Genomic DNA, 22,479 nt, shown 5'->3' on the forward strand with positions numbered 1-22,479 from the left:
ACTTACCCCAGTAACGGTATTCTTGTGGTGGCGAGTTTAATGATGATGTACAGCACCACCAGCCCCAGCAAAAAGGCGATAAAACCGGTCTGCTGGCTGCGCGGACGACGACGCCCAAGCGCGATAAAACCCAAAACGATGTAGATGATAACGCCAAACAGCTTTTCAGTCAGCCATGCGCCTTTATCAGTAAATGGCAGATAGCCGGTCTTCCACATTAATCCGGCCCCTGAGAGAAACAGCACCGTGTCAATACAGTGCGGCGCAATACGCACCCAGCGGGCGTCAATCAGCGGATTATTGCTGTAACGCCACCAGTAACGGACGATGAAAAAGCTGATGGTCAGGGCAACGGCTATCAGGTGGGCCGTGATCAGCACGGTAAAGAGACTCATGCCCATTGTCCCAGCGTCAGACGGTCGTTGCCGCCATAGTCGCGGCAGGTCTCCACCGCACGATAACCTGCAGCGATGAACACGTCACGCACCGCGTCCCCTTGCGTCCAGCCGTGCTCGACCAGCAGCCAGCCGCCGGGGAGCAAATGCTGTCGTGACGTTGTCACAATATGCACAATATCCGCCAGCCCTTCGTTGGCAGCGACCAGCGCCGTCAGCGGTTCGAAACGCACGTCCCCCTGCGTCAGGTGCGGGTCATGCTCGTCGATATAGGGAGGGTTGCTGACAATCATCCCGAACGTGCGGTTATCCAGCGCGCTAAACCAGCTGCTTTGCAGAACGGTGACGTTCGGGAAGCCCAGACGCGCCACGTTACGCTGCGCCAGCGCTACCGCATCGGGCATCACGTCAACCGCTGTCACCTCGCAGTCCGGACGCTCGCTGGCCAGCGCCAGGGCAATTGCGCCAGTGCCGGTTCCAAGATCGAGAATTCGGCAGGCTTGTGCGGGTAAACGCGACAGTGCCTGCTCCACCAGACACTCGGTGTCCGGACGTGGGATCAGGGTCGCTGGGGAGACGTACAACGGCAGTGACCAGAACTCACGCTCCCCGACCAGATGCGCCACCGGCTCACCGGTTTTGCGTCGGGCAAGCAGCGTAGCGAGCTGCGCTTCCTGCTCAGCGCTCAGCTGGGTCTCGCCGAAAGCCAGCAGGTAAGTGCGGGCTTTCCCCGTCACAAACTCAAGCAAAATTTCGGCGTCACGTTTAGGGCTTTCGCTCGCGGAAAGCTCACTGGCGGCCTGCCGTAACCAGTGCTGAAACTCCATTATTCCTGCTCGGACAGTGCTGCCAGCTGGTCGGCCTGGTATTCCTGCACGATAGGCTCAATCAGCATATCCAGCTTTCCTTCCATCACTTCGTCCAGACGGTACAGGGTCAGGTTGATGCGGTGGTCGGTAACACGGCCCTGCGGGAAGTTATAGGTACGGTTACGGTCGCTGCGATCGCCGCTGCCCAGCAGGTTACGACGCGTGGAGGCTTCCGCCTGCTGACGTTTTGCCATTTCAGCCGCGTGGATACGCGCGCCCAGCACGGATAAGGCTTTGGCTTTGTTCTTGTGCTGTGAACGTTCGTCCTGGCACTCCACCACGATGCCGGTCGGCAGGTGGGTAATACGGATAGCGGAATCGGTGGTGTTAACGTGCTGACCACCTGCCCCGGAGGAGCGGAAGGTATCGATACGCAGGTCCGCCGGGTTGATGTCCGGCAATTCTGCTTCAGGCAGCTCTGGCATCACCGCAACCGTACAGGCAGAAGTGTGAATTCGCCCCTGAGATTCGGTGGCAGGTACGCGCTGCACGCGATGACCGCCGGATTCAAACTTCAGACGACCGTACACGCCATCACCGCTGATTTTAGCGATAACCTCTTTGTAGCCGCCATGTTCACCGTCGTTGGCGCTCATGATCTCAACGCGCCAGCGACGCGCTTCGGCGTAGCGGCTGTACATACGGAACAGATCGCCGGCAAACAGTGCCGCTTCGTCACCGCCGGTCCCGGCGCGGACTTCGACAAAGGCGTTACGCTCATCGTCCGGATCTTTTGGCAGCAGAAGCACCTGCAACTGTTGCTCCATCTCTTCAGAACGCGCTTTTGCGTCCAGCAACTCTTCCTGCGCCATCTCGCGCATTTCAGGGTCGTCGAGCATCATCTGCGCGGTTTCAATATCTTCCTGGACCTGTCGCCAGTCGGTAAAGCATTTTGATACATCACTCAACTGCGCGTATTCACGCGAGAGCGCGCGAAAACGTTCCTGGTCAGCAATGGTCCCGGCATCGCCGAGCAGCGCCTGTACTTCTTCATGGCGCTCGTGCAGAGCTTCCAGTTTAGCGACGATAGAAGGCTTCATAGGCGTAAATGCACCTTGTAATAGAAAATGGGTATAGGGCGCTATTCCAGCCCGAGGCTGTTGCGCAGAATAGTCAGGCGTTCATCATCCCCGTCACGGGCGGCCTGCTGAAGAGATTTGGTTGGTGCATGGATCAGGCGGTTGGTCAGTTTCCAGGCCAGATCCTGCATAATGGCTTCTGCGTCGCCGCCCTGCTGAAGGGCGGCCAGCGCTTTGGCGGTCAGGTCATCACGCACCTGCTCCGCCTGACCGCGGTACTCGCGGATAGTCTCGCTGACGCTTTGCGCGCGCAGCCAGGCCATAAACTCACTTGTTTCCTGCTCTACAATGGTTTCCGCCTGAACCGCCGCCGCTTTACGCTGGGCAAGGTTATGCGAAATGATGCTTTGCAGGTCGTCCACGCTGTAAAGGTAGGCGTTCGCCAGTTTACCGACTTCCGGTTCGACATCGCGCGGGACGGCAATATCCACCAGCAGCATCGGTTGATTACGGCGGGATTTCAGCGCTCGCTCGACCATCCCTTTACCGATAATCGGCAGCGGGCTGGCGGTAGAGCTGATGATAATATCTGCCTCTTTCAGGCGCTCATCGATGTCGCTCAGGGCAACCACCTCGGCCCCCACCTCGTCCGCCAGCACCTGAGCACGTTCGCGGGTACGGTTAGCGATAATCATCTTTTTAACTTTATGTTCGCGCAGATGGCGCGCCACAAGTTCGATGGTTTCGCCCGCCCCGACCAACATCACAGTGACGGTCGACAGGGATTCAAAGATTTGACGGGCCAGGGTACAGGCCGCGAAAGCAACAGAAACCGCACTGGCACCAATGTCGGTTTCGGTTCGCACACGCTTCGCCACGGAGAATGACTTCTGGAACATACGCTCCAGTTCACTGGCTTTCAGATGCCCTTTTTGCGAATCGGCAAACGCCTTTTTCACCTGACCGAGAATTTGCGGCTCGCCGAGCACCAGCGAGTCCAGGCCACTGGCCACACGCATCAGATGGCTGACTGCATCGTTATCCTGATGCCAGTAGAGGCTATTACGCAGCTCTTCTTCGTTGAGGTTGTGGTAATCACATAACCAGCGGATCAGCGCTTCATGCAGGTTGTCCTGCTCTTCAACGCTTAGGTAGAGTTCAGTACGGTTGCACGTCGAGAGCACCACGCCACCCTGCACCATCGGCTGTGCAAGCAGGCTGTCCAGCGCCAGGTCAAGCGTATCCGGCGAAAACGTGACGCGTTCTCGCAGCGAAACCGGGGCTGTTTTGTGGTTAATACCGAGTGCTAATAGGGTCATGTTGAGCGGGAGTAGTACCAGCGTTAATAAGGTTAGCAGAACGCATCATACAGGATGCGCGAGATCAATAAAAGAGACTGCCCCCTTTCGGAGTAATAGCTTATACAATGCTTTGAGATAATTTGAACGTAGACGGTGGCACCCTTCGACGCTAGCATTAACAGTTATAACTGCAACGTATCTCAAGGATTTGTCCTCATTATGACCCGACTGATTCGCCTGCTGCCCCTGGCGGCACTGGTTCTGACCGCATGTACCGTCACCCAACCTAAAGGCCCGGGCAAAAGCCCTGATTCACCGCAGTGGCGTCAGCACCAGCAGGACGTCCGCAATTTGAGCCAGTACCAGACCCGTGGTGCCTTCGCTTATCTCTCTGATGAACAAAAAGTGTATGCGCGTTTCTTCTGGCAGCAAACCGGGCAGGACAACTATCGCCTGCTGCTGTTAAACCCGCTGGGCAGCACCGAACTGGAGCTTATTGCCAAACCGGGTGAAGCGCAGATCACCGATAACAAAGGCAAGCACTATACCGCCACCGACGCCGAAGAGATGATCGGCAAGCTGACCGGAATGCCTATTCCGCTGAACAGCCTGCGCCAGTGGATCCTGGGCCTGCCGGGTGACGCGACCGACTACCAGCTTGACGACCAGTACCGTCTGAGCCAGGTGAACTACACCCAGAACGGCAAAACCTGGAAAGTGGTGTACAGCGCCTATGACAGCAACACCAGGCCTTCCCTGCCATCCAACATGGAACTGACCCAGGGCAGCCAGCGCATCAAGCTGAAAATGGACAACTGGATCGTTAAATGATGACCCACTGGCCTTCTCCGGCAAAACTGAACCTGTTTTTATACATCACCGGACAGCGTGCTGACGGGTACCATACCCTGCAGACGCTGTTTCAGTTTCTTGATTACGGCGACACAATCGCGATTGACCCGCGTCAGGACGGCGAGGTTTGCCTGCTGACGCCGGTTGATGGCGTGGCGCATGAAGATAACCTGATTGTGCGCGCTGCACGTCTGCTGATGAAAGTGGCGTCGGACACCGGTCGCCTGACGGCAGGAAGCGGCGCGGATATCCGTATTGAGAAGCGTCTGCCGATGGGCGGTGGACTGGGCGGTGGCTCATCAAATGCCGCCACCGTGTTGGTTGCCCTGAATCACCTCTGGGGCTGCGGGTTATCTCAGGATGAGCTGGCAGCGTTAGGCTTAACACTGGGGGCGGATGTCCCGGTCTTCGTGCGCGGTCATGCGGCGTTTGCTGAAGGGGTGGGCGAAATACTTTCCCCGGTCGAGCCGCCGGAAAAATGGTACCTGGTGGCCCACCCGGGCGTCAGCATTCCGACCCCGGTCATCTTCAACGATCCTGACCTGCCACGGAATACCCCGGTGCGGTCAATAGAAACGTTATTAAATTGTGAATTCAGCAACGATTGCGAGGTTATCGCAAGAAAACGTTTTCGCGAGGTTGATGCGGTGCTTTCCTGGCTGTTAGAATACGCGCCGTCGCGCCTGACTGGCACAGGGGCCTGTGTCTTTGCTGAATTTGACACCGAATCCGCCGCTCGTCAGGTGCTTGAGCAAGCGCCGGTTTGGCTGCATGGTTTTGTAGCACGTGGGATGAACACCTCCCCCCTACAGCAAGCCATTCTGGCGCAGACTGAGTTTCGGTGACAACGTCACCCTGTTCCAGACGTTGCATCGCGCTCTTTAATACACCGCCTGGATAGCATTTCGCCTGGCCCGCACAGTTTGCGGCGAACGCTATCCACCACTGGACGCATGCCTGAGGTTCTTCTCGTGCCTGATATGAAGCTTTTTGCTGGTAACGCCACCCCGGAACTAGCACAACGTATTGCCAACCGCCTGTACACTTCCCTCGGCGACGCCGCTGTAGGTCGCTTTAGCGACGGCGAAGTCAGCGTACAAATCAATGAAAATGTACGCGGTGGTGATATTTTCATCATCCAGTCCACCTGTGCTCCAACAAATGACAACCTGATGGAACTGGTTGTTATGGTCGACGCCCTGCGTCGCGCTTCAGCAGGCCGTATCACTGCTGTTATTCCTTACTTCGGCTATGCTCGTCAGGACCGTCGTGTCCGTTCCGCGCGTGTGCCAATCACTGCCAAAGTTGTCGCTGATTTCCTCTCCAGCGTTGGCGTTGACCGTGTTCTGACCGTTGACCTGCATGCAGAACAGATCCAGGGCTTCTTCGACGTTCCGGTTGATAACGTATTCGGTAGCCCAATCCTGCTGGAAGACATGCTGCAGCTGAATCTGGATAACCCAATCGTGGTTTCTCCGGACATCGGCGGCGTGGTACGTGCTCGTGCTATCGCTAAGCTGCTGAACGATACCGACATGGCAATCATCGACAAACGCCGTCCACGCGCTAACGTTTCTCAGGTGATGCACATCATCGGTGACGTTGCTGGCCGTGACTGCGTGCTGGTTGACGACATGATCGATACCGGCGGTACGCTGTGTAAAGCAGCAGAGGCGCTGAAAGAGCGTGGTGCCAAGCGCGTATTCGCCTACGCGACTCACCCGATCTTCTCCGGCAATGCAGTAAACAACCTCCGCAACTCCGTTATCGACGAAGTAGTGGTGTGCGATACCATCCCACTGAGTGACGAGATCAAAGCGCTGCCAAACGTGCGCACCTTGACCCTGTCCGGGATGCTGGCCGAAGCGATTCGTCGTATCAGCAACGAAGAATCTATCTCAGCAATGTTCGAACACTAATCGAACACGGCCGAAAAACCCGCTGCGGCGGGTTTTTTTGTCTCTGATATTTATTTGTATGATCAATGCCTCCTTCACCTGCCATTCACATGACAGATGATGCGCACACGGATGAGAGATAATTGTGAAACACGTAACCTCCTCACATGTTCTTCCCTTTCGCGCCCTCATCGACGCTTGCTGGAAAGAGAAATACACCGCTTCACGTTTTATGCGTGACCTTATTGCCGGTATCACCGTCGGGATTATCGCCATTCCGCTCGCCATGGCACTGGCAATTGGCAGCGGCGTAGCACCGCAGTATGGGCTTTACACGGCGGCCGTCGCCGGGATTGTGATTGCGCTAACGGGCGGGTCTCGCTTCAGCGTTTCCGGCCCGACAGCCGCATTTGTGGTGATCCTCTATCCCGTTTCTCAGCAGTTTGGCCTGGCAGGCCTGCTGGTCGCCACCCTGATGTCCGGCGTCTTTTTGATCCTGTTTGGTCTGGCCCGTTTTGGCCGGCTGATTGAATACATTCCCCTTTCCGTGACGCTGGGGTTCACCTCCGGGATTGGCATTACCATCGGGACAATGCAGATCAAGGACTTCCTCGGCCTGCAGATGGCCCACGTCCCTGAACATTACCTGCAAAAAGTCGGGGCGCTGTTTATGGCGCTCCCCACCGCCAACCCGGGCGATGCCGCCATCGGGATTGTTACCCTGGGCACGCTGATTATCTGGCCTCGTTTAGGCATTCGTCTGCCTGGCCACCTGCCCGCCCTGCTGCTGGGCTGTGCCGTGATGGCCATCGTTAATCTCTTTGGTGGCCACGTCGCGACCATTGGATCTCAGTTCCACTATGTTCTGGCTGACGGTTCACAGGGAAGCGGTATTCCTCAACTTCTACCGCAACTGGTACTGCCATGGGATATGCCGGGTTCCAGCTTCACCTTAAGCTGGGACTCCCTGCGCGCCCTTCTGCCCGCGGCCTTCTCAATGGCGATGCTGGGGGCCATTGAATCCCTGCTCTGTGCCGTCGTGCTGGACGGCATGACCGGCACCAAGCATAAAGCCAACAGCGAACTGGTTGGGCAGGGTCTGGGCAACATCATCGCCCCGTTCTTTGGCGGTATTACGGCAACAGCGGCCATCGCCCGCTCTGCGGCAAACGTACGTGCCGGGGCTACGTCGCCGGTATCAGCAGTTATCCACTCCGTGCTGGTGATCCTCGCCCTGCTGGTCCTCGCCCCGCTGCTCTCCTGGCTGCCGCTTTCAGCCATGGCGGCCCTGCTGCTGATGGTGGCGTGGAACATGAGCGAAGCACATAAGGTGGTCAATCTGCTGCGTCGCGCACCGAAAGACGACATCATCGTGATGCTGATGTGTATGTCGCTGACCGTGCTGTTCGATATGGTTATCGCCATCAGCGTCGGGATCGTGCTGGCCTCCCTGCTGTTTATGCGCCGTATTGCGCAGATGACGCGCCTTTCCCCGGTTAACGTAGAGGTACCTGACGATGTGCTGGTGCTGCGTGTGATTGGCCCGTTGTTCTTTGCTGCCGCGGAAGGTCTGTTCAGCGAACTGGAAACCCGTATCGTGGGCAAACGCATTGTGGTGCTGAAATGGGACGCCGTGCCGGTGCTGGATGCGGGTGGTCTGGATGCCTTCCAGCGTTTCGTTTCGCGTCTGCCGGAAGGCTGCGAACTGCGGGTGAGTAAACTCGAATTCCAGCCGCTGCGCACCATGGCGCGCGCTGGCGTGCAGCCGATCCCTGGCCGCCTGGCCTTTTATCCCAACCGTGAAGCCGCGTTAGCGGATCTGTGAATGCCCTGATGCAGAGAAACGTCTCTGCATCATCACGGCTATCGCCTGCTGGAGCCATGCAAGCACGGCAGGCGTCATCCATGTTCCTTTCATCAGATGCGGCTCCTGCTGCATGGCAACGCGAAACTTTTGCTGGGTTTCAGGATTCGTTCCCGCGTATGACTGGAACAATACCCGCCAGTGTTCAGCGAGCATTTGCGCCTCACCGGAAGACGGGTCAAGGTTTTCCCGCTGCGCCTGATGCAATTTCGCTACCAGTGGCGGCCACTCCATCATGCGATCAAAATAGTGTGCGCGGGTAAAGGCCATCTCTTCTGCAGAGAGATACTTTTCCCAGATGGCAAGCTTCGATTCGGCAAACGCCCGCGTAATATAGTCAGTCACTTCCGCCGTAATACCCGTCTGCTCACGCATCTGCGGCTCGACGCTGTGCATCTCGTTCAGCCGGGTGAGAAATTCCGGCTTACCTGCTGTATCCTGCTCCAGGCGTGACATCCAGCGCGTCGCCAGATCCCTGGCACGGGGATCCGAAACGTCGATATTATGCTTCAGCAGGCTATTTGCCTCAGCAACCAGACCTGACCAGATATCCGCAAGTGCCTCCTTCTGTACGGCAAACGGCAACTGCTGTAACTCCTCTTTGCTAAACCAGCGTTCGTACATATTCATTAACTCCAGAGTCTGTAGCCAGGATTCCAGATTGGGTGCCGCATCGTTGGTAAGCCCGGTACGCAATTCCACCAGTCTCTCGCGCAGCGTCAGCATGCTGCGCAGTTGCTTATCCAGCAAACTGATTTGCGCATCGAGTAATTCGGTTAACGACAGCGACCCCTGTTTCAGAAAATCCCTGATTTCAGCAAGTTCCAGCCCAGCTTTTGCCAGCACCTGAATCATATGCAAACGTTGCACATCCGCCAGATTATACAGCCGGTAACCTGCCGCACTTCTGGCAGAAGGCAGTAACAACCCTGTTTGCTCATAGTGATGCAATGTTCGCACGGTGATCCCGGCTCGTTTCGCGAGTTCACCCACCTGAATCAACATAACTGCTCCTTTTACTTTGCCAGTGGCACCACTCTGAAGCCTTACGTTACGTGAGGGTCAACCTTTCATGCAAAAAAAAACGACTCCATGAGGAGCCGTTTCGGTGTTCTTTCGCCGTAGCACGTTAGCTGTGTTTGTGCTGGTCCCTGCGACAGCGCTTATCGTAATGGCGTACCCACCAGTATTTGTCGCAGACTTCTTCATGTCCACTCACGCGTGCACCGGCAAGCCATAGCACTGCACCAAGGAAAATACTCAATACCGCGCCATGCGCGAAGTATTGCGGAAGGTCAAGCTGCGGCAATTGGTTTAAAATTGAATAACCCACGCCAGCGACCATCACAAACAGTCCCAACCCCATCAGCACATTACCGAGTATCGAAGCGTTTTTGCGTTTCATATGTCACCTCCGGAACTTTGGGTTGTAAGGGGAAAAGCCCCTGATCCTTGTGTGTAAAGTATAGACAACGGCTCTTTTATGAGTTGCGTGAATGATCACATTTACAGATAACTCCCAGACAAAAGTTTACAAATAAGACATTGAACAGCTTGAAATTCTAATTGTTCAGATAAGTAATTATTCATATCTCGCGGTTCGGGCAGCAGAATTTTGTCAAGCGGCGCGTCAGACAGTAAACTACGCGCCAGATCTGGAACCCATTAGGAATTGAATCGTGACGATTAAACTGATTGTCGGCCTCGCGAACCCAGGCGCAGAGTACGCGGCGACCCGCCACAATGCCGGTGCCTGGTACGTTGATCTGCTGGCCGAACGGTTACGTGCTCCCCTGCGTGAAGAACCAAAATTCTACGGGTATACCTCACGTATCAATCTTGCTGGCGCAGATGTCCGTCTGCTGGTGCCCACCACCTTTATGAACCTGAGCGGCAAAGCTGTTGCAGCCATGGCGACGTTTTATCGCATTAACCCGGATGAAATTCTGGTGGCCCACGATGAGCTGGACCTGCCCCCCGGTGTGGCAAAATTCAAACTGGGCGGTGGTCATGGCGGTCACAATGGTCTGAAAGACATTATCAGCAAGCTGGGCAATAACCCCAATTTCCACCGTTTGCGCGTGGGAATCGGCCATCCGGGCGATAAAAACAAAGTTGTCGGTTTCGTACTGGGTAAGCCACCGGTTTCTGAGCAGAAACTGATTGACGAAGCGGTCGACGAAGCGGTGCGCTGCACTGAAATCTGGCTGCAGGATGGCCTAACCAAAGCGACAAACCGCTTACACGCTTTCAAAGCGCAATAATCCGCCCGATACGGCTTTTTTACCGCGCGTGGTGCGGGTTACGTGTATAATAGGCGTAGTTATTTACTTTTCATCAATCGGTTATCGTTAACGGATTGATTATCAAGATATTAAGGTGATTTAGAAATGGGATTCAAATGCGGTATCGTCGGTCTGCCAAACGTGGGCAAATCCACCCTGTTCAACGCGCTCACCAAAGCAGGTATTGAAGCGGCGAACTTCCCGTTCTGTACCATCGAACCGAACACCGGCGTAGTGCCAATGCCCGATCCGCGTCTGGACCAGCTCGCGGAAATCGTGAAGCCGCAGCGCATTCTGCCGACCACCATGGAGTTCGTGGACATCGCGGGCCTGGTGAAAGGTGCATCCAAAGGCGAAGGCCTCGGTAACCAGTTCCTGACCAACATCCGTGAAACGGAAGCAATTGGTCACGTTGTGCGTTGCTTCGAGAACGACAACATCATCCACGTTAACAACAAAGTGGACCCGGCTGACGACATCGAGGTGATCAACACCGAGCTGGCACTGTCTGACCTCGACACCTGTGAACGCGCGATTCACCGCGTGCAGAAGAAAGCCAAAGGTGGCGACAAAGACGCGAAAGCAGAACTGGCTGCGCTGGAAAAATGTCTGCCACAGCTGGAAAACGCGGGCATGCTGCGCGCGCTGAAAAACCTGACAGAAGAAGACAAGGCGGCAATCAAATATCTGAGCTTCCTGACTCTGAAGCCAACTATGTACATTGCCAACGTTAACGAAGACGGTTTCGAGAACAATCCGTACCTGGACAAAGTGCGTGAAATCGCGGCGGCTGAAGGTTCAGTGGTTGTAGCGGTTTGCGCTGCCGTTGAATCCGACATTGCAGAGCTGGACGACGCTGACCGTGACGAATTCATGGCCGAGCTGGGTCTGGAAGAGCCGGGCCTGAACCGCGTGATCCGCGCAGGCTATGAGCTGCTGAACCTGCAGACCTACTTCACCGCTGGCGTGAAAGAAGTGCGTGCGTGGACGATTCCTGTCGGTGCGACTGCGCCTCAGGCGGCAGGTAAGATCCACACCGACTTCGAGAAAGGCTTCATTCGTGCGCAGACTATCGCGTTTGAAGACTTTATCACCTACAAGGGTGAGCAAGGCGCGAAAGAAGCAGGCAAGATGCGTGCGGAAGGGAAAGATTACATCGTTAAAGATGGCGATGTGATGAACTTCCTGTTTAACGTTTGATTTGTTTTGAGTAAAAGACCACCTTCTTAGAAGGTGGTTTTTGAGAATGCCCCCTGTAAGGGGGCTACTATCACTTTCCACTAACTACTCTAACAATTCCATCTGCTGTTCATGTGTCTGTTCCGTTTTCTCCTGATGCCGCACATATCGTCTGATTATTTCTTCATTTACCCCCACCGTATCTACAAAGTATCCGCGGGACCAAAAATGATTGCCCCATAGCTTCTTTCTTATGTGCGGAAAACGATTGTAGAGCCTGATAGCGCTGCGGCCTTTCAGATGCCCCATCAGAGTGGATATAGAAATTTTCGGTGGGGCAATGACAACGAGATGTACATGATCTGGCTAAACATTTAGCTCCAGAACCTCACAATCTTTGATTCCGCAGAGAATGTAGATTGTCCTGTAAAGTTCTTTACCCAGCTTATCTTTCAGGATCCTGAAACGGTACTTCGGCGTCCAGACTATGTGGTATTTGCAACGCCAATATACATGTGATGAACTCCTGTAAAGCCCCATGTCGGTTTGTCTCCTTTTACTTGTGGTGAGTAAGCAAAGATATTTCGACATGGGCATTCTTCAGGCTAGAGCCTTACAGGAACAATCACCACCTCCCCAGGAGGTGGTTTAGGGATGACAATGAAAAAATCCACGCCTTGGCGTGGATTTTGTATTGCAGGGTCAAAATACATTTTCCAGGAGTTCTGTTTTCATGCTGGGTTCAAAAGGAATGAGCTCAGCAGTCGCAAGCTTTAACCTCTGAAAAGGATCTTCACGCAAGCGCTCTTCAAGAGAGGCAAGACTCTCACACTTAGCGAGAATGACACCACCGTTTCTTGGGATCCGTCTACCGGACGTCAGGAAAATTCCTTCTGCGTATCCCTTTTTAAGCCACTCAACATGAGCAGGTATCGCTGCGTCAATCTCTTCGAGTGGTTTTATAAAGGTCAAAATAACTATGTAAACCGTGCTCATCCTTTGCCTTTCCGTTAGGTTTTTCTCTAAGTAATAATTAAGTCGTTCGTTGAACCTACAGAAACAGTTCCTCTTATGCCATAAGATCACGTTATAATTTTTAGCGGAAATTTTAATCTTAAAAGGGATCACTATGAGATATTATTTTACGCTTCACCATAATAATGCCATAACATACGATACAAACTGGTAAGCTCTTTATTTTTAAGCTTTTTATTTCACTTGATCACTAAAAATAAAGTTTTCTTCTGCCAGTTTATTTTTTTCCTTGTATTCCTTTTCCCACTCGAAGTATCCGTCAGGTTCATTTGGAGAAACTCCTGTCGTCCAATATTGATCACCATAAGCAATTAACATTGCCCAATGATATTCATTTTCATGACTGCGCAAAGCAATAGACATGTAATCATTTTCCGTAAAACGAACAAGTGGAGAGGCTAATACTATTCGTTCAGCCTCACTCTCTGTTTTATTCGCATATTTAACAATGATCGCTTTAATTAACTCAACCCAACTATAGTAATTAAAAACAACACTTTCATTTGAATCATTAAATTGGATACCATCGATAATATTCATTGCCCTTTACACCTTTTTTTACAACACCAGGGTTTGCTAACATTGGCTCACTTACAGCATCATAACTATGTGCAAGTGTATTGGCTCTACCCTGAGTTACAAATTTAGCCCATTCATTATCAGCAGACTCAAATACTTTTATATTTAGTTTATTCAGTTCTCAATTCTGCCAATTTAATAGCCGGTGATTTATCAGTATTTAGAGATAAATACCCTCTTCTAATGCATTTTCAGTAAACGCTGCTTTTGTAAAGGAAATGAGAACATCCGCACCTTGTTTTGTATATTTAACTTCATAATTACCAGCTTCTAAAGTAATAAACTCATCTGACATAGCTTCGGAGTCATCAGGATCAAGGGCGCCGCCCGTAACATTCTCCCCCGCCCCGATGAAAACTTTCCCAGAAGATACGCTTAAGAATTATGCAACTGTATACTCACCAACATCGTATCTAATATTGACATTATAGGTTCCGTCACCACCAAGATTGGAGATAACATATTGCATTTTTATTTCTTCATCTTTTGGTAGACTGCACCAATCTACATCCTCATTAATTCTATGCTTTAATAGCATCAAATCATAAATAACTAATACGGCAGTATCGGTTTCTATAGTTATAAATTATCAAGTAATAAATGAAGGGATTAGGTTAAAAATAGGTATAAGCCCATCTGGCACTCAAAAATCTAACAATATGTTTTTTATAAGCTAATCATCATAACATGCTGCGGTAAAAATAAAAGACCGAAAAACACAAACTACTCACCGACCTGCATATTAGTTAATTATACTTTCTATAGATTTTACAACGCTTTTATAGAATTGAATCGACTCCTCACCTATTAGTATATTCTCAATCGGCGAGTCTACTTCCACGCCATGATGATCATATATTTTATTTCTAACAGGGTTTTTAAAATAATGTTGAGGTAAGACATCCACTTCACGCATGTCGATAGTTTTAAACGTTACGAAATAACCGTTTTTCCAACATGAATTATCAGTAATAATTGGCGACAGCAGCAAATTATCTTTTGGCAATACAGCATCTTCTTGAAGCGAAGATGTAAAATAGTTATATATATATAACTATGGCATTCTTGAACGGGCCGACATCTATTTTACCCAAAGAGACCATGCCATAGCCTAACCGACCATCATTTAACTGAAAGTAAAAAACATCGCCTTCTTTAGGCCATTTTTTTTGATTTTCTTTTGCTGGCACTATAGTAAGTCTATCGGCCATTTTCTATTAACCCTATTATTTAAGCCAATTTCCGCCACACATAATAGCATCCGAGTATAACTTTCTTGTCGGACTTATGCTATTGATAGAATTTTAAAAGTGGGGATTATTTTGAATAATTTCTGGTTCTCTGATCCACGCATGACCGCAATTTAACAGTTCTTCAGTAATTCTAACTATTTTGTCGAACATTTCACCAAGCTGTACAGCACGGATATCTACATCCTTAGTGATCCCTACATAGATAGGTCTGACATCTTTATATCTTAAATACACATGGGTATTATTTCCACTTTTTTCTTTTAATCCACTCAGCAAAAGACATGCTTCTCATTGATCGTTTAGGGCATCCGTTTTTGCAAACGGTTAAACCAACAGGATCCACCCACCCCAGCGCATTCGGCGCATAGGAGTAAAGGTTTATCGCCCCACCAGCCCTATCGGCCCCTGCTGCGTAAACCGCCCGCTGTCCGGATCGTAATACCGGAACAGATTGTATGCAGCCCGGTCTCACAGTCCAGGTATTGCCCCTGCATGTGCAGGTTCTGAGAAAATCGTGATACCTGCGTCTCAGCTTCCCGCAACTGCTTTCCCCACGCGCTGTTCCCCCCTTCCCAGCGCACCTGCACTTCGCTATCCGACGTCCGCACGGGCATGCCGTTAGGCTGGCAATGGAACCAGAAGATCTCCGGGGTATCTACGCCGTCAATTCGTACCAGCGGATCGTTGCTGTCCTGATCGCAATAGACATAGGTGAGCCGCACATCCCCATGCACCACCTGCAGCAGGGGGAACCCTTCCCAGGCAAACCGGGAAGTGACTAGCATGCCAGTTGCCATCCAGCATCTGATATCGCGTTTACGCCAGCGAATGCCATTCAGTTGCGTCTTACAATTATTAACGACCTACTACTTAGCAGAATCTTCGAGCGGGTTATCTGCTGCATGACAGCGGCGCTGGCGACGGGCATTGCCGACAAAGACGTCCCGGCTATACAGTTGGCCCATGCGATCGTACTCGCTGCGGGTGGTCAGAAGCCTTGCGTACGGCTGATCTCACGGTGGAGTACGTCGCGAGTATACTCACCGCTAATCGAGAGCAAGGCGCAAAAGAAGCAGACAAGGTTCTTGCCGAAGGGTAGGATTATATCGTTCAGATGGTGAAGTGCTGAACTTCTTGTTTAACGTTTAATTTGTTTTGAGCAAAAGAAATGCACGCTTTGGCGTTGATTTTTATTGATATTAAACTAGTAGTCCATAAATGAATCAGAAACTCTTATAACATAAATATAGTATTACTTTCTTTAATCATATCCAAGCTTCCTAACGCACCAAGTTCTAAAGAATAAACCTCATCAGTACCTCTAGACAAATTAAGAAAATATCCTAAATCGCCATCTTGACCAATCAATAAAAATTCAGGCTCAACCTCTTGAATTGTGTATGTAATATTTCTTTCAAGTAAATCGAAACAATTGAATACATATAAATGTTCACCATTCGCTCTTTTAATCTCATAAGAGTCAGTGTCTCTAACATTCTCAACCATAAATCGCTTATATTCAGCAGGTAAAGATTTGTGCACTAGTTGTTCAATTTTATCCAACTGATCGATTAAATCCTGCTTTACCATATGTGTTTACCGATATAAGAACAAGCCATATTAAAAACAAATGTCATTGCAATGAGACTAGCATTTGTTAGTGAATTAGTAGAAATTAACAATGCGGAAAAGTGTTGTTAATTGCCTACAGATAATTAGTTGTTAATTGTTTTTTATAAAATCCATGCAAACTACACCTCTCCCCAAACTTTTATTAATGCCGATATGTTTCTTCAACGTTTAAGATTATAACCTTCAAAAATATTTTTTCAAAATAATTTTTGCATCCAATAATGAGCATCAAGTCCAATGTGGCCATCATTAACTATATCTCTCAAATAAGGATAGCTTCCAATTTCATAAACACTTAATCTATAATGACCTATCCACATCGGTGCATACTGGTAAAGGTTTCCCCCCGCCAGCCCTAGCGGGTCCGACTGAGTAAACCGCCCGCAGTCCGGATCGTAATAACGGAACAGATTGTAGTGCAGTCCTGTCTCACGTTACAGGTATTGCCCCTGCATACGCAGATCCTGGGAATAACATGATATCTGCGTCTCGCCTTTTCGCAGCAACTTGCACCAGGCGTTGTCTACCCCTCTCCAGCGCACCTGCCCTTCACTATCCATCATTCGCTCCGGCATGCCGTTAGGATGGCAGTAGAACCAGGAAATCTCAGGTCAGCAACGCCATCAATACGCGCCAGCGGATCGTAACTCTCCTGATCGCTGTAGACATAGGTCAACGGCACATTCCCCGCACTTCCTGCAGCAGGCGGACCCCCTCTCAAGCAAACCGGGTGGTGACGGGCTTACCGGTTAGCTTTACGCCAGCGAATACCATTCAGCTGTGTCAGCCAATCTTACTCGCTACGGATGGTCAGCAGCCCTGCGTAAGGCTTGTCTCACCCCATTTCTTCGCCTTATCATACTCCGCGAGATCGAAGTAAGGGCTGTACAAGCATACAAATATCCAGTTGGCAAGTTCCAATGCACCCTTCAGCTAAGATAGCGCTTTCTGGACTTGTTGTTATTGCTCAAAGCCTCAATGTAGTTCTTGTTATCGTGTAACTCGTTTCCTTTTCAATAGTATTTATTATAGATATTTGCATACTAAAGTCCTTGCCTATGTCAATAATGCATTTATTTTAGAGCAGCAAATAAGCCTTACTAAAAAACCTTGTCTAAATTTAACTTAAAATTATAAAGTCAATACAGTACAATCAATCATCTTATAACAAATATTTTTTAATATTAATGACTCTATAATACTCCAATCACCACCACCAAGGCCAGATCCTATTCTTGGCATTTGTACTGAAAGACGATTCACCAACGCAAAGTCAGACAATTTTGCGAGACAAACATCTAAGAATTCATAGCATACATATTGATTATCATCATTGTTATTTTTCTTGATCCCATCCTGTGCAAACATATTAGCAACAAATATCCTTTTTTGATCATCAACCATAACAAAATCTACCGAACCTAATTCTGGAACGCCATTATCTTTAAAATTGTTGTGATAGTTTTTCTTCGAAGCAGGATATTTTTTCGAAAGAGATAAAACAAATCCCTTCCCCCATTTGCCTTTGTTATTTACAATATGAGCAATGATTGTGGATTTGTTCAAACACTTTACAGCATCTCCGGATAAATAGTTTATTCGGTTTTTTTCTTTAAATGAATCGAGTGAATCCATCCAGACACTTTCAAATTCTTCATTTGAAATCTCTTCAGAGTCACTTAAGTCTAAGTCGCTTTTCTTACCATCATAAAGCAGGAAACCTACTTGTTCGTTTTTATCTAACAAAGAGGAAGAAGCATAATACTCACCATCAACAATATTTATTTGACGTGTCGCGACATCTCCTATAAATTCACTAAGAATGCACCCTTGCCCAGAGATAAAATCAACAGTTCCTTTAAAATATTTTTTCTCCAACTACAATCCCTCCCTCTTTTAACAATTCTTTTAGAATCATCAAAATCTTTTATATACAAGATCAAAAGTGTATTTTCTCGTGATTCAATTACCATCTAAGCCAATAACAGCTATTTCGGCAAAATGGCTTATTCCTTTTAATTTTCTTGCATTACCATATCTATCAGCTTCTAATTGGCCTAGTGACATTTTCACAATTGCATCAATATCTTTGAAGTGTTCGTCCGCCAATCATTTCAGGTATGATATTAATGAAGTATTGTCTATCCTCGAAGCGGACAAGTATATCCCCTGTTGAAGGTCTTATTACACCATTCTTCGTGATATCTTTCATCTCTTCTTCGGCTGTATCATGAATCAATGTCTAAGAAGTCAACCCCACCCAATCGCATTCGGCGCCTACGGGTAAAGGTTTATCCCCCCGCCAGCCCTATCGGGTCCTGCTGCGTAAACCGCCCGCAGTCCGGGTCGTAATACCGGAACAGATTGTAGTGCAGCCCTGTCTCACGATCCAGGTATTGCCCCTGCATGCGCAGGTTCTGAGAATATCCTGATACCTGCGTCTCGCTTTCCCGCAGCAGCTTGCCCCAGGCGCTGTTCACCCCTTCCCAGCGCACCTGCCCATCGATGTAGACGTAGGTCAGCGGCACGTCCCCGTGCACTTCCTGCAGCAGACGGAACCCTTCCCAGACAAACCGGGTGGTGACCGGCTTGCCGGTTGGCTGTCCGCCCAGCATCTGGCGTCGCGTTTTGCTGATGCGGCGACCGAGTGGATCGTAGCGGAAGCTGACCTGCGTCAGGCGGTTGTGCGTGACCTTCTCAGCAGAACCTTCCAGCGGGTTACCGGCAGCATCCCAGCGCCACTGCTCCTGGCCGGGCAGCGTGCCGTCCTGAACAAGCAAACGCCCGGCGCTGTCGTACTGCCAGCGGTACCAGCTAAACGGGTTATCGTCCCGCTATTCCCGTATCAGGTTATTACGGTAGTCATAATCCCAGCGGCGATACCCGCATCGCGGTGCCGGACGCTGGGCATTGCCGGTAAAGACGTTCCGGCGATGCAGTTGACCAAGACGTCGTACTCGCTGCGGGTGGTCAGCAGCCCCTGGGTGCGGCTGGTCTCACGGTGAAGTTCGTCGCGGCTAAAATCTGAGACCGACAGCTTATTGAGAGCAGGGTGAACAAGGGGCGAAGAAGCAGGCAAGATGCGTGCGTAAGGCAAAGATTACATCGTTAAATATGGCGATGTGATGAACTCTTGTTTAACGTTTGATTTTCTTACGGGGTTAAAACACATTTTCCAGGAGTTCTGTTTTCATGCTGGGTTCAAAGGGAATGATTTCAACAGTCGCAAGCTTTAACTTCTGAAAAGGATCCTCGCGTAAGCGCTCTTCAAGAGAGGCAAGACTCTCGCACTTAGCGAGAATGACACCGCTGTTTCTTAGGATCCGTCTACCGGACGCCAGAAAAATCCCTCTGCATACCCCTTTTTTAGCCACTCAACATGAGCAGGTATCGCTGCGTCGATTTCATCGAGTGGTTTTATATAGGTCAAAATGACAATGTAAACCGTGCTCATCCTTTGCCTCTCAGTTAGGTTTTTACGCCGATTGTTGGAACTGTTTATGCAGCTCCTCTGTTGCCACCCAGTATTGTTATAACGTTTATGTGTATTTTAATCTTAATAAGCGGGTCCGGATTGGGACAACACGTTATGCATCATAGGAAAAAACCAATCATGCCAGCCGTTTTTTTTACCGCAAAGCTACAGACAATGACAACTTCCCTTGGAAGAGTGAATGTTAAGCAATAAAAAAGTCCCTTGGGGAAGTGCAGACAAATATACTTTCTCACACAGTGCATTGAAGTTTGTCAAAACGGCTGGTAACGGCTTTTGTTCATTTAATACAAAGACTAATTAACGTGTTGAATCTAACATTGCATAGTCTAATAATGATATGCCGAAAGTATATTTTTACCGTTTAACGATCACAATGCTTCTATAATCTGTTTCATTTTTTATCCAGAATATTTCATCTTGAGGTAACGTTCCATCACTGCAGAAATCAACAAGTTTACCTAACCATCCATCAGGAACATATTTGTGATAATGCATATTCTCAACATATTCAGAATATAGTCGCTTACTATCAAAGTCTATAAATAAATCCGGAATTAGATCATATATATCCCACCAGGTTGTTTTTTCTGAAAGCCTATTGTAAAACGCCACAGACATATCATCCTTATCGTATAAACAACCCTCTTTAATTAAGTTATCAATGAATATTTGTACGTTTTCTTCATTTACTACTGGTATGTCATATCTTTCTTTATGGATATCCTGTAAGTTAATTTCCACCCCGTTTTTCACAAAATCGTCTACCCATTTAACTCTGTCCAAAACCCACATTTCTTTAAAGGCAACGAACCAGTAAAATCTTCCTTCGTTCTTTACTATTACAAGGAGTTCATCATCTTTATTAACATTCATATAGTAACCTATTTTACATTCCCCGTGCCTGGAATCGCTACTTCTTCAAGCCATTCTGCCCATATTGATGGTAATTCATACGATCTACCTGGCGTTGTCGGATCGACACGCTTAGGAGCTAACCAACCTTGATTTAACGGATTAGTACGATAAACGGCCTGAGGTATTGCACTTTCTTCTATGAAATCCGCCATCCACTTAGGAAGTTGAAAGGAGACAATTTCTGCATTACCACCTCTAATATCAAGGAAATGCTGAGCATGCGAGCTATCTCCAATACTGATATTTAAGGTTCCACTATTTAAGGGTCAACGCTGAATTTTGGGGTTATTAGCAGAATCTAATTTGATTCTGACCCGACTTGCATTTGGTGGAATTCCCGCTTGAATCCTAAATATATACTCAGTTGCATTGGGATCCCCTCTCTTGCATAAACCCAGCGGAGCTATTCAACCTAATGGATTAGGAGCATAGCTGTAAAGATTTAACCCGCCATATAGCCCTATCAGATCCTGCTGCGTAAACCGTCCGCAGCCCGGGCCGTAATACAGGAACAGTTTGTAGTGCAGCCCTGTCTCACGATCCAGGTATTGCCCCTGCATCCGCAGGTTCTGGGAATATCCTGATACCTGCGTTTCACTTTCCCGCAGCAGCTTGCCCCAGGCGCTGTTCACCCCTTCCCAGCGCACCTGCCCTTCAATATCCGTCATCCGCTCCGGCGTGCCGTTCGGCTGATAGTGGAACCAGAAGATCTCCGGGGCATCCACGCCATCAATGCGCGCCAGCGGGTCGTAGCTGTCCTGATCGCTTTAGATACAGGTCAGCGGCACGTCCCCGTGCACCTCCTGCAGCAGGCGGACCCCTTCCCAGACAAACCGGGTAGTGACCGGCTTGACGGTTGGCTGTCCGCCCATCATCTGACGTCGCGTTTTGCTGATGCGGCGACCGAGCGGATCGTAGCGGAAGCTGATCTGCGTCTGAGGTTTGTTGCGGTCCCGCGGCTGGCTGATGACTTCCGTCAGGCGATCTTCACCGTCGTAGCGGTAGTGCCAGCGGGTCTGGCCGTTATCCTTCTCCACAGTGCGGCCGTGGATATCATAGCGCCAGCGAATGCCGTTCAGCTGCGTCAGGCGGTTGTCCGTGACCTTCTCAGCAGAGCCTTCCAGCGGGTTACCGGCAGCATCCCAGCGGCACTGCTCCTGGCCAGGCAACGTGCTGTCCTGTACAAGCAAAATATTGAGGGTAAGGGTCAGCAAGGTGCGTAAGGAGGAAGCCCGAATGCCTGTTGAAGGTAAAGATTACATCGTTAAATATGGCGACGTGGTGAACATCTTGTTAACGTTTGATCTGTTTCGAATGGAAAAAATCCACGCTTTGGCATGGATTTTTTTTCATATGGGGGACTCATTGCGCCACCAGAATAATATTTATAGTTGGATTGGTTTGTAGTTTATAATTTTATCAGCAATTTCTTCTGCGCTAAGTTCTTCATAATAAATGTAATTGGCTGCCTGAGGGTCTGCGACACTTCTACAAAGTAGGTCAATGTTGTTATCAGCTTCCTCTTCTGTACCTTCACTACGTTGGATTTTTTTTATCAGTTCAATAAGCTCTTGTCTTTGCATATTACTCCTTAAAAAGGATAAGCACGGTCTAGTGTGTCAAGGTGATATCTTGGCGTAATAATTACCAGATTATCAACATCATATACACCGCCTCCATGTTGGGCAGGGGTTCTATGGTGTAGTACAAAATATCTATTTTTCACGTTCCATTGCATAGCATGCGCTATTGGAGCTTTCCGCCCCGCATTCTGGTAACATTTGATGAACAACATTGCTTTGAAAGATGCGAATCGAAATATCCCCCTATACAGAAGTTCTCGCTAAAATCATCAAAGGATTTTACTTCCCGGCCTCGTAATTTATCGACAATAGAAGATGGGAATA

At 49.5% G+C, this 22,479-nt stretch carries 21 protein-coding genes and 8 pseudogenes; 6 read left to right on the forward strand and 23 right to left on the reverse strand.

Annotation, left to right across the window (positions count from 1 at the left end):
* Window positions 1-2: 2 nt before the first annotated feature.
* From sirB2 to hemA, 4 genes are read right to left on the reverse strand one after another with little or no spacing between them, the layout of a single operon-like run.
* On the reverse strand, window positions 3-395 hold the full coding sequence (gene sirB2, locus AC2FAP_RS07685; RefSeq protein ID WP_025203913.1) for an invasion regulator SirB2: 393 nt from the start codon (window positions 393-395) through the stop codon (window positions 3-5).
* On the reverse strand, window positions 392-1,222 hold the full coding sequence (gene prmC, locus AC2FAP_RS07690) for a peptide chain release factor N(5)-glutamine methyltransferase (protein WP_032678346.1): 831 nt from the start codon (window positions 1,220-1,222) through the stop codon (window positions 392-394). The genes sirB2 and prmC overlap by 4 nt, the downstream gene beginning before the upstream one ends.
* A complete protein-coding gene (gene prfA / locus AC2FAP_RS07695; protein WP_014170499.1) occupies window positions 1,222-2,304 on the reverse strand; it encodes a peptide chain release factor 1 in 1,083 nt (360 codons plus the stop codon). The genes prmC and prfA overlap by 1 nt, the downstream gene beginning before the upstream one ends.
* A 41-nt stretch (window positions 2,305-2,345) precedes the next feature.
* Window positions 2,346-3,602 (reverse strand): glutamyl-tRNA reductase, encoded by a 1,257-nt coding sequence (gene hemA, locus AC2FAP_RS07700; protein WP_014170500.1) that lies wholly within the window; start codon window positions 3,600-3,602, stop codon window positions 2,346-2,348.
* Window positions 3,603-3,803: 201 nt separating this feature from the next.
* Here hemA and lolB point away from each other — a divergent pair, with 201 nt between their 5' ends.
* The 4 genes from lolB (at window position 3,804) to dauA (ending at window position 8,159) form a co-directional block, all read left to right on the forward strand.
* Window positions 3,804-4,415 carry a lipoprotein insertase outer membrane protein LolB gene (gene lolB / locus AC2FAP_RS07705; RefSeq protein ID WP_020882344.1) on the forward strand — a complete coding sequence of 204 codons (612 nt, stop codon included), beginning with the start codon at window positions 3,804-3,806 and terminating at the stop codon, window positions 4,413-4,415.
* The gene (gene ispE / locus AC2FAP_RS07710; RefSeq protein ID WP_047356818.1) at window positions 4,412-5,281 is read left to right on the forward strand and encodes a 4-(cytidine 5'-diphospho)-2-C-methyl-D-erythritol kinase; all 870 of its coding nucleotides are present in this window, start codon (window positions 4,412-4,414) and stop codon (window positions 5,279-5,281) included. Before lolB ends, ispE begins: the two co-directional genes overlap by 4 nt.
* Before the next feature lie 126 nt (window positions 5,282-5,407).
* A complete protein-coding gene (gene prs, locus AC2FAP_RS07715) occupies window positions 5,408-6,355 on the forward strand; it encodes a ribose-phosphate diphosphokinase (RefSeq protein WP_003856663.1) in 948 nt (315 codons plus the stop codon).
* A gap of 124 nt (window positions 6,356-6,479) precedes the next feature.
* Entirely contained in the window at window positions 6,480-8,159 is a 1,680-nt protein-coding gene (gene dauA, locus AC2FAP_RS07720; protein ID WP_449541720.1) for a C4-dicarboxylic acid transporter DauA, read from the forward strand.
* On the opposite strand, the gene AC2FAP_RS07725 is transcribed toward dauA, so the two are convergent.
* On the reverse strand, window positions 8,145-9,203 hold the full coding sequence (locus AC2FAP_RS07725) for a MerR family transcriptional regulator (RefSeq protein ID WP_449541721.1): 1,059 nt from the start codon (window positions 9,201-9,203) through the stop codon (window positions 8,145-8,147). The genes dauA and AC2FAP_RS07725 overlap by 15 nt on opposite strands.
* A 124-nt stretch (window positions 9,204-9,327) precedes the next feature.
* Window positions 9,328-9,603, reverse strand: coding sequence for a stress-induced protein YchH (gene ychH / locus AC2FAP_RS07730; protein ID WP_014170506.1), 276 nt, complete (start codon window positions 9,601-9,603; stop codon window positions 9,328-9,330).
* A gap of 274 nt (window positions 9,604-9,877) precedes the next feature.
* On the opposite strand from ychH, the gene pth reads away from it, so the two are divergent.
* Entirely contained in the window at window positions 9,878-10,462 is a 585-nt protein-coding gene (gene pth, locus AC2FAP_RS07735) for an aminoacyl-tRNA hydrolase (RefSeq protein ID WP_006175913.1), read from the forward strand.
* 126 nt (window positions 10,463-10,588) lie between these two features.
* A complete protein-coding gene (gene ychF / locus AC2FAP_RS07740) occupies window positions 10,589-11,683 on the forward strand; it encodes a redox-regulated ATPase YchF (protein ID WP_014170508.1) in 1,095 nt (364 codons plus the stop codon).
* An 84-nt stretch (window positions 11,684-11,767) separates the two neighbouring features.
* Here the strand turns inward: ychF and tnpA are convergent.
* From tnpA to AC2FAP_RS07825, 17 genes and pseudogenes are all read right to left on the reverse strand, one after another.
* Window positions 11,768-12,202, reverse strand: a pseudogene (tnpA, locus tag AC2FAP_RS07745) (IS200/IS605 family transposase).
* Window positions 12,203-12,364: 162 nt separating this feature from the next.
* Window positions 12,365-12,658, reverse strand: coding sequence for a YciI family protein (locus AC2FAP_RS07750; RefSeq protein WP_449541722.1), 294 nt, complete (start codon window positions 12,656-12,658; stop codon window positions 12,365-12,367).
* A gap of 213 nt (window positions 12,659-12,871) precedes the next feature.
* On the reverse strand, window positions 12,872-13,237 hold the full coding sequence (locus AC2FAP_RS07755; protein WP_063215750.1) for a hypothetical protein: 366 nt from the start codon (window positions 13,235-13,237) through the stop codon (window positions 12,872-12,874).
* A 199-nt stretch (window positions 13,238-13,436) separates the two neighbouring features.
* Window positions 13,437-13,859, reverse strand: a pseudogene (locus AC2FAP_RS07760) (DUF6386 family protein).
* Between the two features lie 457 nt (window positions 13,860-14,316).
* The gene (locus AC2FAP_RS07765; RefSeq protein ID WP_175556443.1) at window positions 14,317-14,487 is read right to left on the reverse strand and encodes a hypothetical protein; all 171 of its coding nucleotides are present in this window, start codon (window positions 14,485-14,487) and stop codon (window positions 14,317-14,319) included.
* A gap of 93 nt (window positions 14,488-14,580) precedes the next feature.
* Window positions 14,581-14,805 carry a hypothetical protein gene (locus AC2FAP_RS07770; protein WP_449541783.1) on the reverse strand — a complete coding sequence of 75 codons (225 nt, stop codon included), beginning with the start codon at window positions 14,803-14,805 and terminating at the stop codon, window positions 14,581-14,583.
* Between the two features lie 40 nt (window positions 14,806-14,845).
* Window positions 14,846-15,655: pseudogene (locus tag AC2FAP_RS07775) on the reverse strand (RHS repeat domain-containing protein); the annotation flags it as partial.
* 107 nt (window positions 15,656-15,762) lie between these two features.
* Window positions 15,763-16,119: an SMI1/KNR4 family protein gene (locus AC2FAP_RS07780; protein ID WP_449541723.1), complete on the reverse strand. Its 357-nt coding sequence runs from the start codon at window positions 16,117-16,119 to the stop codon at window positions 15,763-15,765.
* Window positions 16,120-16,481: 362 nt separating this feature from the next.
* Window positions 16,482-16,911 (reverse strand): annotated as a pseudogene (locus tag AC2FAP_RS07785) (RHS repeat-associated core domain-containing protein); the annotation flags it as partial.
* Between the two features lie 381 nt (window positions 16,912-17,292).
* Window positions 17,293-18,039, reverse strand: coding sequence for a macro domain-containing protein (locus AC2FAP_RS07790; RefSeq protein WP_449541724.1), 747 nt, complete (start codon window positions 18,037-18,039; stop codon window positions 17,293-17,295).
* An 84-nt stretch (window positions 18,040-18,123) separates the two neighbouring features.
* On the reverse strand, window positions 18,124-18,270 hold the full coding sequence (locus tag AC2FAP_RS07795; protein WP_422713141.1) for a hypothetical protein: 147 nt from the start codon (window positions 18,268-18,270) through the stop codon (window positions 18,124-18,126).
* Window positions 18,271-18,441: 171 nt separating this feature from the next.
* Window positions 18,442-19,231, reverse strand: a pseudogene (locus AC2FAP_RS07800) (RHS repeat domain-containing protein); the annotation flags it as partial.
* A 91-nt stretch (window positions 19,232-19,322) separates the two neighbouring features.
* Window positions 19,323-19,615 (reverse strand): annotated as a pseudogene (locus AC2FAP_RS07805) (YciI family protein).
* 396 nt (window positions 19,616-20,011) lie between these two features.
* Window positions 20,012-20,530, reverse strand: coding sequence for a hypothetical protein (locus AC2FAP_RS07810; RefSeq protein ID WP_346589074.1), 519 nt, complete (start codon window positions 20,528-20,530; stop codon window positions 20,012-20,014).
* Window positions 20,531-20,982: 452 nt separating this feature from the next.
* Window positions 20,983-21,762 (reverse strand): annotated as a pseudogene (locus AC2FAP_RS07815) (RHS repeat domain-containing protein); the annotation flags it as partial.
* Between the two features lie 195 nt (window positions 21,763-21,957).
* Window positions 21,958-22,155, reverse strand: a complete 198-nt coding sequence (locus AC2FAP_RS07820) for a bacteriocin immunity protein (protein WP_063215743.1) — start codon at window positions 22,153-22,155, stop codon at window positions 21,958-21,960.
* Between the two features lie 8 nt (window positions 22,156-22,163).
* Window positions 22,164-22,468 (reverse strand): annotated as a pseudogene (locus AC2FAP_RS07825) (colicin); the annotation flags it as partial.
* Window positions 22,469-22,479: the final 11 nt, after the last annotated feature.

Source organism: Enterobacter cloacae complex sp. 394I7, assembly GCF_057320345.1.

Coding starts and splice junctions, on each gene's coding strand:
- sirB2 (WP_025203913.1), bottom strand. CDS start 395: ATGAGTCTCTTTACCGTGCTGATCACGGCCCACCTGATAGCCGTTGCC.
- prmC (WP_032678346.1), bottom strand. CDS start 1,222: ATGGAGTTTCAGCACTGGTTACGGCAGGCCGCCAGTGAGCTTTCCGCG.
- prfA (WP_014170499.1), bottom strand. CDS start 2,304: ATGAAGCCTTCTATCGTCGCTAAACTGGAAGCTCTGCACGAGCGCCAT.
- hemA (WP_014170500.1), bottom strand. CDS start 3,602: ATGACCCTATTAGCACTCGGTATTAACCACAAAACAGCCCCGGTTTCG.
- lolB (WP_020882344.1), top strand. CDS start 3,804: ATGACCCGACTGATTCGCCTGCTGCCCCTGGCGGCACTGGTTCTGACC.
- ispE (WP_047356818.1), top strand. CDS start 4,412: ATGATGACCCACTGGCCTTCTCCGGCAAAACTGAACCTGTTTTTATAC.
- AC2FAP_RS07725 (WP_449541721.1), bottom strand. CDS start 9,203: ATGTTGATTCAGGTGGGTGAACTCGCGAAACGAGCCGGGATCACCGTG.
- ychH (WP_014170506.1), bottom strand. CDS start 9,603: ATGAAACGCAAAAACGCTTCGATACTCGGTAATGTGCTGATGGGGTTG.
- ychF (WP_014170508.1), top strand. CDS start 10,589: ATGGGATTCAAATGCGGTATCGTCGGTCTGCCAAACGTGGGCAAATCC.
- AC2FAP_RS07750 (WP_449541722.1), bottom strand. CDS start 12,658: ATGAGCACGGTTTACATAGTTATTTTGACCTTTATAAAACCACTCGAA.
- AC2FAP_RS07755 (WP_063215750.1), bottom strand. CDS start 13,237: ATGAATATTATCGATGGTATCCAATTTAATGATTCAAATGAAAGTGTT.
- AC2FAP_RS07765 (WP_175556443.1), bottom strand. CDS start 14,487: ATGGCCGATAGACTTACTATAGTGCCAGCAAAAGAAAATCAAAAAAAA.
- AC2FAP_RS07780 (WP_449541723.1), bottom strand. CDS start 16,119: ATGGTAAAGCAGGATTTAATCGATCAGTTGGATAAAATTGAACAACTA.
- AC2FAP_RS07810 (WP_346589074.1), bottom strand. CDS start 20,530: ATGAATGTTAATAAAGATGATGAACTCCTTGTAATAGTAAAGAACGAA.
- AC2FAP_RS07820 (WP_063215743.1), bottom strand. CDS start 22,155: ATGCAAAGACAAGAGCTTATTGAACTGATAAAAAAAATCCAACGTAGT.